The 9,271-nt window shown below is 74.9% G+C and carries 9 protein-coding genes; all 9 read left to right on the forward strand.

Translation table 11 applies throughout. From position 1 onward, the window contains the following. The first annotated feature begins 339 nt into the window (after positions 1 to 339). The 9 genes from NT8_RS24990 (at position 340) to der (ending at position 9,216) form a co-directional block, all read left to right on the forward strand. Positions 340 to 1,305: a ParA family protein gene (locus NT8_RS24990; RefSeq protein WP_067974565.1), complete on the forward strand. Its 966-nt coding sequence runs from the start codon at positions 340 to 342 to the stop codon at positions 1,303 to 1,305. Beyond that, positions 1,278 to 1,688 carry a hypothetical protein gene (locus NT8_RS24995; protein ID WP_245646321.1) on the forward strand — a complete coding sequence of 137 codons (411 nt, stop codon included), beginning with the start codon at positions 1,278 to 1,280 and terminating at the stop codon, positions 1,686 to 1,688. Before NT8_RS24990 ends, NT8_RS24995 begins: the two co-directional genes overlap by 28 nt. 64 nt (positions 1,689 to 1,752) lie before the next feature. Continuing rightward, the gene (locus NT8_RS25000; RefSeq protein ID WP_067974568.1) at positions 1,753 to 2,616 is read left to right on the forward strand and encodes a segregation and condensation protein A; all 864 of its coding nucleotides are present in this window, start codon (positions 1,753 to 1,755) and stop codon (positions 2,614 to 2,616) included. Further along, complete coding sequence (gene scpB / locus NT8_RS25005; protein WP_394326600.1) at positions 2,613 to 3,269, forward strand: SMC-Scp complex subunit ScpB; 657 nt, start codon at positions 2,613 to 2,615, stop codon at positions 3,267 to 3,269. Before NT8_RS25000 ends, scpB begins: the two co-directional genes overlap by 4 nt. Beyond that, a complete protein-coding gene (locus NT8_RS28955) occupies positions 3,256 to 5,268 on the forward strand; it encodes a pseudouridine synthase (RefSeq protein ID WP_084469262.1) in 2,013 nt (670 codons plus the stop codon). Before scpB ends, NT8_RS28955 begins: the two co-directional genes overlap by 14 nt. Positions 5,269 to 5,324: 56 nt before the next feature. Next, the gene (gene aroH, locus NT8_RS25015) at positions 5,325 to 5,687 is read left to right on the forward strand and encodes a chorismate mutase (protein ID WP_067974570.1); all 363 of its coding nucleotides are present in this window, start codon (positions 5,325 to 5,327) and stop codon (positions 5,685 to 5,687) included. Between the two features lie 86 nt (positions 5,688 to 5,773). Beyond that, on the forward strand, positions 5,774 to 6,895 hold the full coding sequence (locus tag NT8_RS25020) for a prephenate dehydrogenase (RefSeq protein WP_067974573.1): 1,122 nt from the start codon (positions 5,774 to 5,776) through the stop codon (positions 6,893 to 6,895). Between the two features lie 77 nt (positions 6,896 to 6,972). After that, complete coding sequence (gene cmk / locus NT8_RS25025; RefSeq protein WP_067974575.1) at positions 6,973 to 7,689, forward strand: (d)CMP kinase; 717 nt, start codon at positions 6,973 to 6,975, stop codon at positions 7,687 to 7,689. 99 nt (positions 7,690 to 7,788) lie between these two features. Next, complete coding sequence (der, locus tag NT8_RS25030) at positions 7,789 to 9,216, forward strand: ribosome biogenesis GTPase Der (RefSeq protein ID WP_067974577.1); 1,428 nt, start codon at positions 7,789 to 7,791, stop codon at positions 9,214 to 9,216. Positions 9,217 to 9,271: the final 55 nt, after the last annotated feature.

A 9,271-nucleotide genomic window follows, 5' to 3' on the forward strand; every position in this document is an offset into this window, starting at 1 on the left:
TGCGCGCGGGTGGTGGGTGCGAAGGCGATCGAGTGAGCGTAGCCGTCGCCGGTGATCCGGCGGAGCCGCCGCTTCCGGTCGGCGGAGGCCGGGTGGGGGAGGGGCCGCGCGATCGCGGGCGGTACGGGGCTCCCGGGTACCGATTCGGCGGAGTCCCGTCGCTGTCGGTGTGCGGAGGCCCGGCACCCCGTAGAGTGTCGCGTTGAATCACCCGTGCGGACGTTCTAGAGTCGCGGCACGACGGTTCGTCGCTGTCGACAAATTGAGTTTTTCCGACGGCCGGTCCATCGGAGGGCGTCCGACGCCGCGCGGTGCCGGTCCGTAGGGAGGTCAAGGGTTGTGAGCTGGTCGGAGTACGACGGTGCGGACGCGGCTGACGCCGGTCCCGCCGACGCGGACATGCCCGAGAGCCCGGCGAGCAACCCATGGGGGGAAACGCGCAGCACGGGGGCCGCACTGCAAGCGAAGAGACCGAAACCGAACTTCCCGGTGCCCGAGCCGTTGGACGACCACGGCCCGGCACGCATCGTAGCACTGTGTAATCAGAAGGGTGGAGTCGGTAAGACCACCACCACGATCAACCTCGGTGCCGCCATCGCCGAGTACGGGCGGCGGGTGCTGCTCGTCGACTTCGACCCGCAGGGGGCGCTCTCGGTCGGCCTGGGCCGGCTCGACCCGCGCGAACTGGACCTGACGGTCTACAACCTGCTGATGCAGCGCGACGTCTCCGTCGAGGACGTGCTGCTCAAGACCGACATCGACGGCCTCGACCTGATCCCGAGCAACATCGACCTGTCGGCCGCCGAGGTGCAGCTGGTGGGCGAGGTCGCCCGCGAGCACATGCTGGGCCGCGCCCTGCGCCCGGTGATCGACGACTACGACGTCGTGCTGATCGACTGCCAGCCGTCGCTGGGTCTGCTCACGGTCAACGCGCTGACGGCGGCGCACGGGGTGATCGTGCCGCTGGAGTGCGAGTTCTTCGCGCTGCGCGGGGTGGCGCTGCTCATGGACACCATCCAGAAGGTCCAGGAGCGGCTGAACGAGGACCTCGTCATCGACGGCTTCCTCGGCACCATGTACGACCCGCGCACCCTGCACGCGCGGGAGGTCCTGGCGACCATCATCGACGGGTTCGGCGACAAGGTGTACGGGACGGTCATCAACCGCACCGTGCGGTTCCCCGACGCCACGGTCGCCGGTGAGCCCATCACCCGCTTCGACTCCTCGTCGGCGGGCGCCAACGCCTACCGGGAACTGGCGAAGGAGGTGCTGGCCAGGTGGCCGATCAGCGGTCGCGACGCGTGACCCTGCCGGGTGCCGACGAGCTGTTCTTCCGCCCGTCCGAGCCCCGGACCGCCGAGCCCGCACCCCCCGCACCCGTCCCGGAACCGCAGCCCGCGGTGCACGCCGCACCCGTCGCGCCGCCGCCCGCGCCGCGCCGCAAGCGGGCGCAGCCGCGGCGCGCCCCGCAGCCCAGCGGCCGGCAGCGCCACGACGAGAAGATCACGGTGTACATCTCGGCGCCGGAGCTGCTCGCCCTGGAGCAGACCCGGTTGACGCTGCGGGCGGAGCACGGGCTGACGGTGGACCGGGGGCGCGTCGTCCGGGAGGCGGTGGCGGTGCTGCTCGCCGACTTCGAGGAGCACGGCGAGTCCAGCATGCTGGTGCGGCGCCTGACCGACGACTGACCGCGGCGCCGGGCGACCGGTGCCACCCTAGGACCATGATCACGACCAACCCGGCCCCGGCCGCATGAGCACCGACGACGAGGCGCCCGAGGGCGGTTTCCAGGTCCACCTGGAGAACTTCGAGGGCCCCTTCGACCTGCTGCTCGGGCTGATCTCCCGGCACAAGCTGGACATCACCGAGGTGTCGCTGTCGAAGGTCACCGACGAGTTCATCGCGCACATCACCGCGCACGGTGACACGTGGGACCTCGACCAGGCGAGCCACTTCCTGCTGGTGGCGGCCACGCTGCTGGACCTGAAGGCGGCGCGGCTGCTGCCGCGCGGGGAGATCGAGGACGAGGGCGACCTGGCGCTGCTGGAGGCGCGCGACCTGCTGTTCGCGCGCCTGCTCCAGTACCGCGCGTACAAGGAGGTCGCCGAACTGCTCGCCGGGCGGATCGCCGCGCAGGGGCGGCGGTTCGCCCGCGCGGTGCGGCTCGAACCGCGGTTCGCCGACGCGCGCCCGGACGTGTTCATCCGGTTGGGCCCGCAGGAGTTCGCGGCGCTGGCGGCGCGCGCGCTCACGCCCAAGGAGCCGCCGAGCGTCCCGGTCACCCACATCCACCAGACCAAGACGTCGGTGCGCGAGCAGGGCGCCCTGGTCGTGGCCGCGCTGCGGGCGGGCGGCACCCTGACCTTCACCGAGCTGACGGCCGACTGCACCGGTACCTTCGAGGTCGTCGCCCGCTTCCTGGCGCTGCTGGAGCTGTACCGTGACGCCAACGTCGGCTTCGAGCAGCCGGACCCGCTGGGGGAGCTGACGGTGACCTGGACCGGTGCGGCCGAGGGCGACGTCGCGGTCGACGACGATTACGACGACGCCGGGGAGGCGGCCGCGGAGGGCGGCGGCGCGGCCCCCGGGGTCTCCGAGAGCGAGGAGCAGGCGTGAGCGTGGGCGAGGACACGGTGACCGGGGCCACAGTGACCGGGGACACGGCGGCCGGGGACATCGCGGCGGCCGAAGGCACGGCGGCCGAGGCGGGCGGCCGGGCGGGGGCCGACCTCCGGCGCGACCTGGAGGCCGTGCTGATGGTCGTGGACCAGCCGGTCGCCGAGTACGACCTGGCGCGGGCGTTCGACCTGCCGGTCGACGAGGTGGCACGGGTCCTGGCGGAGCTGTCGCGGGAATACACCGCCCAGGGGCGGGGTTTCGACCTTCGCCAGGTCGCCGACGGATGGCGGTTCTACACACGTCCCGAGTGCGCGGAGGTGGTGGAGCACTTCCTCAAGGAGGGCCAGGAGGTCCGGCTGACCCAGGCGGCGCTGGAGACCATGGCCGTCGTCGCCTACCGGCAGCCCGTCTCCCGAGGGCGGGTTTCGGCCGTGCGCGGTGTGAACTGCGACGGGGTTATGCGTACCCTCGTGGTGAGGGGACTGATCGAAGAGGCCGGGCACGACCCGGAGTCCGGCGCGCTGCTCTACCGCACCACGAGCTACTTCCTGGAGCGCCTCGGCCTGCGCAGCCTGGACGAACTCCCCGATCTGGCACCGTTCCTGCCTGACGACATCGAAGGTTTTGACGACACCGGTGAACACACCTGATTACTCCAGCTCCCGCGGTGAGCGGGACTCCTCCGACCGGCGCGGTGAGCGCGGTCGGTCCGCCCCGCGCGGTGAGCGCGGCGACCAATCGCGTTCCGGACGCCCCCAGCGGCGCGACGACCGCGGCTCATTCCGACGTGACGACCGCCCCGCCGCCCGTTCGGGCGGGCGGGACGACCGCGGCGGGTACCGGCGCGACGACCGCGACCCCGCCCGCCGCGACGACCGCCCGGGGCAGCGCCCCGGCGGGCGCGACGACCGCTCCGCCCGGGGCGGCTACCGGCGCGACGACCGCCCGCAGCGTTCCGGCGGGCGCGACGACCGTTCCGACCGCGGCGGTTTCCGCCGCGACGACCGCTCCGACCGCCCGCCCTTCCCGCGTGACGACCGCGGTGGTTACCGCCGTGACGACCGGTCGGACCGGGGCTCGTTCCCGCGTGACGACCGTGGCGGCTACCGGCGCGACGACCGCCCGCAGCGCGCCGGTGGGCGCGACGACCGTTCCGACCGGGGCTCGTTCCGCCGGGACGACCGCTCCGACCGGGGGTCGTTCTCCCGCGACGACCGTGGCGGCTTCCGCCGTGACGACCGTCCGGGGCAGCGCCCCGGCGGCCGCGACGACCGCCCCGCCGCCCGTTCGGGCGGCCGGGACGACCGCGGCGGCTACCGCCGCGACGACCGTTCCGACCGGGGGTCGTCCTCCCGCGACGACCGGGGCGGCTTCCGCCGTGACGACCGTCCGGGGCAGCGCCCCGGCGGCTTCCGCCGGGACGACCGGACGGACCGGGGGACGTTCCCGCGTGACGACCGGGGCGGCTACCGGCGCGACGACCGCTCCGACCGGGGCTCGTTCCCGCGTGACGACCGCGGCGGCTACCGGCGCGACGACCGTCCGGGGCAGCGCCCCGGCGGCCGCGACGACCGCTCCGACCGCGGCGGCTACCGGCGCGACGACCGCGACGACCGCGGCCAGGGGCGCGGCCGCGACGACCGTCCGCAGCGCTCCGGCGGTCGCGACGACCGCCCGGCGCGCCCGACCCGGTCCGGCGGCGCCAAGCGCGTCGGATCGTCGCGCGACCCCGTGCTGCGGTCGCCCGGACGCGGCTCCGCCGGCGCGCGCGACCGCCGCGACGACCACGCCCCCCGGGGCGGCGCCCGCACCGAGCGCGACCTGTCGCCCGCCGCGCGCGCCCGGCTCAACACGCTGCGCGCCGAGTTCGACCCGCGCGGCGAGGAGCGCCCCGCTGACGACCGCGACGACTACACCGACGTCCCCGGCGGCATCCGGCTGCAGAAGGCGCTCGCCCAGGCGGGCGTGGCCAGCCGGCGGGCCAGCGAGGAGCTGATCGCAGAGGGCCGGGTCAAGGTCGACGGGCACGTGGTGCGCCGGTTCGGCGCCCGGGTCGACCCCGAGACCTCCGAGATCCGGGTGGACGACATGCGGGTCAACACGGCGCCCGACCGCCTGTACTTCGCGCTGAACAAGCCGCGCGGCGTCGTCAGCACCATGTCCGACCCCGAGGGGCGGCCCACGCTGGCCGACTACGCGGGGCAGACCGAGGAGCGCCTCTTCCACGTCGGCCGGCTCGACACCGAGACCGAGGGGCTGATCCTGCTCACCAACGACGGCGAGCTGGCCAACCGGCTCACCCACCCGCGGTACAAGGTCGTCAAGACCTACATCGCCAAGGTGCCGGGTCCGGTGTCGCGCGAGGTCATCCGCGAGGTCCGGGCCGGGGTGGAGCTGGAGGACGGGCCGGTCGAGGTCGACTCCTTCCGGGTGGTCGACAACGTCGACCCCAAGGCGCTGGTCGAGGTGCGGCTGCACGAGGGCCGCAAGCACATCGTGCGGCGGCTGCTCGACGCGGTCGGACACCCCGTGTCCGACCTCGCGCGCACCCAGGTCGGCCCGATCGACCTGAACGCCCTCAAGCCGGGCACGATGCGCGCTCTGACCGCCAAGGAGATCAGCGAGCTCTACACTGCCGCGGGGATGTGACCGCCCGCCCGGGGCCCCGGGCGGGCATCGACAGTGATGGAAGGGACGGACCGGCCGTGGCAGTGCGAGCGATCCGAGGAGCGGTGCAGGTGGACGCGGACGAGCGCGAGCTCGTCCTGGAGGCCACCGCCGAGCTGGTCGCGGAGGTGGTCCGGCGCAACGAGCTGTCCACCGACGACGTGATCAGCGTGCTGTTCACCGCGACGCAGGACCTCACCGCGGAGTTCCCGGCGCTGGCCGCCCGCCGGCTCGGGTTCGCCGACGTGCCGCTGATGTGCGCGACGGAGATCGCCGTCCCGCACGCGCTGCCGCGCGTCGTCCGGCTGATGGCGCACGTCGAGACCGACCGTCCGCGGTCGGAGGTGCAGCACGTGTACCTGCGCGGCGCGCAGGCGCTGCGGCTGGACATCGCGCAGTGACGGACGGCGGGGCGGGGCCCGGGGCGGCCCCGCCCCGGGCCCCGCGTGCGGGGGCCGCCACGCCCCGCGGGGAGAGGGCTAGGGGTATGAGGACGTCACGCGACCACGTCGAGGCGCGGGGGCCGGCGGTCCGCCGGGTGCTCGTCGCCGGTGCCGGGCTCATCGGCACCTCGATCGCGCTCGCGCTGCGCGAGCACGGGGTCGAGGTGCGGCTGACCGACCCCGACCCGGCCGCCCTGCGCCTGGCCTGCGAACTGGGCGCGGGCGCGGCACACGATCCGTCGGGCGCGGAGGCGCCGGCCGACATCGCCGTGATCGCGGCGCCGCCGGCCGCCGTCCCCGGGGTCCTGCGCGCGCTGCAGGACGACGGGGCGGCGCACGTGTACACCGACGCCGCCAGCGTCAAGGACAGTGTGGTGGGGGCGGCCGACCGGCTCGGCTGCGACATGGCCACGTTCGTCCCCGGCCACCCGATGGGCGGCCGGGAGAAGTCGGGCCCCAGCGCCGCCCGCTCCGACCTGTTCCTGGGCCGGTCGTGGGCGCTGTGCCCGACCGGGAAGGCCGACCCGTCGGCCGTCGCCGCCGTCACCCGGCTGGCGCGGTTGTGCGGCGCCGAACCGGTCGTCCTGGGCGCGGCCGCGCACGACCGCGCGGTGGCCCTGGTGTCGCACGCCCCGCACGTGGCGTCGTCGGCGGTCGCCGCGCGCCTGGCGGGCGGCGACGACACCGCGCTGGCGCTCGCCGGGCAGGGGGTGCGCGACGTCACCCGGGTGGCCGGCGGCGACCCGCTGCTGTGGACGGAGATCCTGCGGCACAACGCGGCGCCGGTCGCCCGGGTGCTGGAGGAGGTCGCGGCCGACCTGGCGGCGGTGGCGGGCGCGCTGCGCGCCACCGCCTCCGGCGGCGACCCGGGCGCGGTGCGCGACCTGCTCGACCGGGGCCGGGCGGGGCGCGAGCGCATCCCCGGCAAGCACGGCGCGGCCCGCCCGCAGGAGTACGCGGTGCTGCCCGTGGTGATCCCCGACGAGCCCAACGCGCTGGGCCGGCTGTTCGCGGCCGCCGGTGAGGCGGGCATCAACATCGAGGACGTGCGGATCGACCACTCGCCCGGGCTGCCGGTGGGCGTCGCCCAGCTGTCGGTGCTGCCCGCGGCGTCGGACGCGCTCTCCCGCGCGCTGGCCGAGCGGGGCTGGTCGGTGTACGCCTGAGGGCGGAGCAGCGCGCCCGCGCCTGTAGGCTGGATCGTCGAGATGAGATGGAATCCACCCCCGGGGAGAGTAACCACGTGAGCGCGCAGGGCAACGCTGAGGGCATCGTCGTCGCCATCGACGGGCCTTCCGGGTCGGGCAAGTCCAGCACGGCCAGGGGCGTGGCCGCGGCGCGTGATCTGCGGTATCTCGACACCGGGGCGATGTACCGGGCGATGACCCTCTGGATGCTGCGGCACCGGATCGATGTGGACGACGCGGCAGCCGTCGCGGCGGCGGCATCGCGCCCGGACATCACCATGGGCACCGATCCGTCGGCCCCCACCGTCCAGGTGGACGGCGCGGACGTCGCCCAGGAGATCCGGACCCACGAGGTCACCCAGAACGTCAGCGCCGTCAGCGCCGTGCCGCAGGTGCGCGAGCTGCTGGTGGCGCTCCAGCGCGAGACCATCGCGCGAGCGCGCCGCGAGGCGGGCGGCATCGTGGTCGAGGGGCGCGACATCACCACCGTCGTCGCCCCCGACGCGGCGGTCAAGATCTACCTGACCGCCAGCGCCGAGGCGCGCGCCCACCGGCGCAGCCGAGAGGTGCGGGCCGCCGACGTCGCGGCGACGCAGGCCGACCTCGCCCGCCGCGACCTGCTCGACTCCAGCCGGGCCGCGTCGCCGCTGACGCGGACCGCCGACGCCTTGGAGCTGGAGACCACCGGGCTGTCCCTGGACGAGGTCGTCGCCATCGTCGTCAAGCTGGCCGACGAGGCGGTGGCGGCCCGCCAGGGGTCCGCCGCTCTGTAGCGGCGCATCCGCCGCGCCCGCCGGGCGCGGCCGACCATCGGCCCCCGCGGTACGCGACCTGGGCGCGCGGGGGCGTCATCCAGGGGAATCCGAGGAATCGTGAGCGAGAACACGCACGCCCCGTCCGACGTGCCCGCAGAGGGCGGCGCGGACGACGGGGAGATCGCCGTCAAGCCGGTGGTGGCCGTCGTCGGCCGCCCCAACGTCGGCAAGTCGTCGCTGGTCAACCGGATCATCGGCCGCCGCGAGGCGGTCGTGGAGGACGTGCCGGGGGTCACCCGCGACCGGGTGGCCTACGACGCGTCGTGGGCCGACCGCGACTTCACCCTCGTCGACACCGGCGGGTGGGAGACCAGCGTCAGCGGGCTGGCCGCGATGGTCGCCCGGCAGGCCGAGTACGCGGCGCAGACCGCCGACGTCATCCTGTTCGTGGTCGACGCGACCGTGGGCATCACCGACGCCGACGAGGCGGTCACCCGGGTGCTGCGGGCCACCCGCAAGCCGGTGGTGCTGGCCGCCAACAAGGTCGACGGCGAACTCCAGGAGACCGACGCCCTGGTGCTGTGGAACCTGGGGGTCGGCGAGCCGTACCCGGTGAGCGCCCTGCACGGGCGCGGCACCGGCGACCTGCTCGACGCGGTGCGCGCGGCCCTGCCCGGCCGGGCCGAGGCCCCCGCCGAGGAAGAGGAGGGCGGGCCGCGCCGGGTCGCGCTCGTGGGGCGGCCCAACGTCGGCAAGTCCAGCCTGCTCAACCGCCTGGCGGGTGAGGAGCGCGTGGTGGTCGACTCCGTGGCGGGCACCACCCGCGACGCCGTGGACGAGCTGATCGACCTGGGCGGCCGCACCTGGAAGTTCATCGACACCGCGGGCATCCGGCGGCGCTTCCGCGCGTTGCAGGGGGCCGACTACTACGCGACGGTGCGCACGTCCACGGCGCTGGAGCGCGCCGAGGTCGCCGTCGTGCTGATGGACGTGAGCGCGCCGCTGGCCGAGCAGGACATCCGCGTGGTCGAGCAGGTCGTGGAGTCCGGCCGGGCGCTGGTGCTGGCGTTCAACAAGTGGGACACCCTGGACGAGGAGCGCCGCTACTACCTGGAGAAGGAGATCGACCGGCAGCTCGCGCGGGTCGCGTGGGCGCCGCGGGTCAACATCTCCGCGCTGACCGGGCGGCACGTCGAGAAGCTGGTGCCGGCCATCGAGACCGGGTTGGCGAGCTGGGACACCCGCATCTCCACCGGGCGGCTGAACAGCTGGCTGAAGGACCTGGTCGCGGCGACCCCGCCGCCGGTGCGCGGCGGCCGGCAGCCGAAGATCCTGTTCGCCACCCAGGCCGACGCCCGGCCGCCGCACTTCGTGCTGTTCACGACCGGGTTCCTGGAGGACAACTACCGGCGCTTCATCGAGCGGCGGCTGCGCGAGGACTTCGGGTTCGAGGGCAGCCCGGTGAAGCTGAGCATGCGCATCCGGGAGAAGAAGGGCGGGACGCGGGCCTCCAAGGGCAGCGTCCGCCCCGACTGGAACCGCTGACGCGGTCCGTGCCGCGCGAGGGGCCCGTCCCGGCCGTGTCCGGGGCGGGCCCCTC

Origin of the sequence: Nocardiopsis trehalosi NBRC 14201, assembly GCF_001552555.1 — a bacterium.
In the GTDB taxonomy this organism is placed as follows: domain Bacteria; phylum Actinomycetota; class Actinomycetes; order Streptosporangiales; family Streptosporangiaceae; genus Nocardiopsis_B; species Nocardiopsis_B trehalosi.

Excerpts from the sequence above, each read along its gene's own strand:
- NT8_RS25000 (WP_067974568.1), top strand. The coding sequence starts at position 1,753 with ATGAGCACCGACGACGAGGCGCCCGAGGGCGGTTTCCAGGTCCACCTG.
- NT8_RS25020 (WP_067974573.1), top strand. The coding sequence starts at position 5,774 with ATGAGGACGTCACGCGACCACGTCGAGGCGCGGGGGCCGGCGGTCCGC.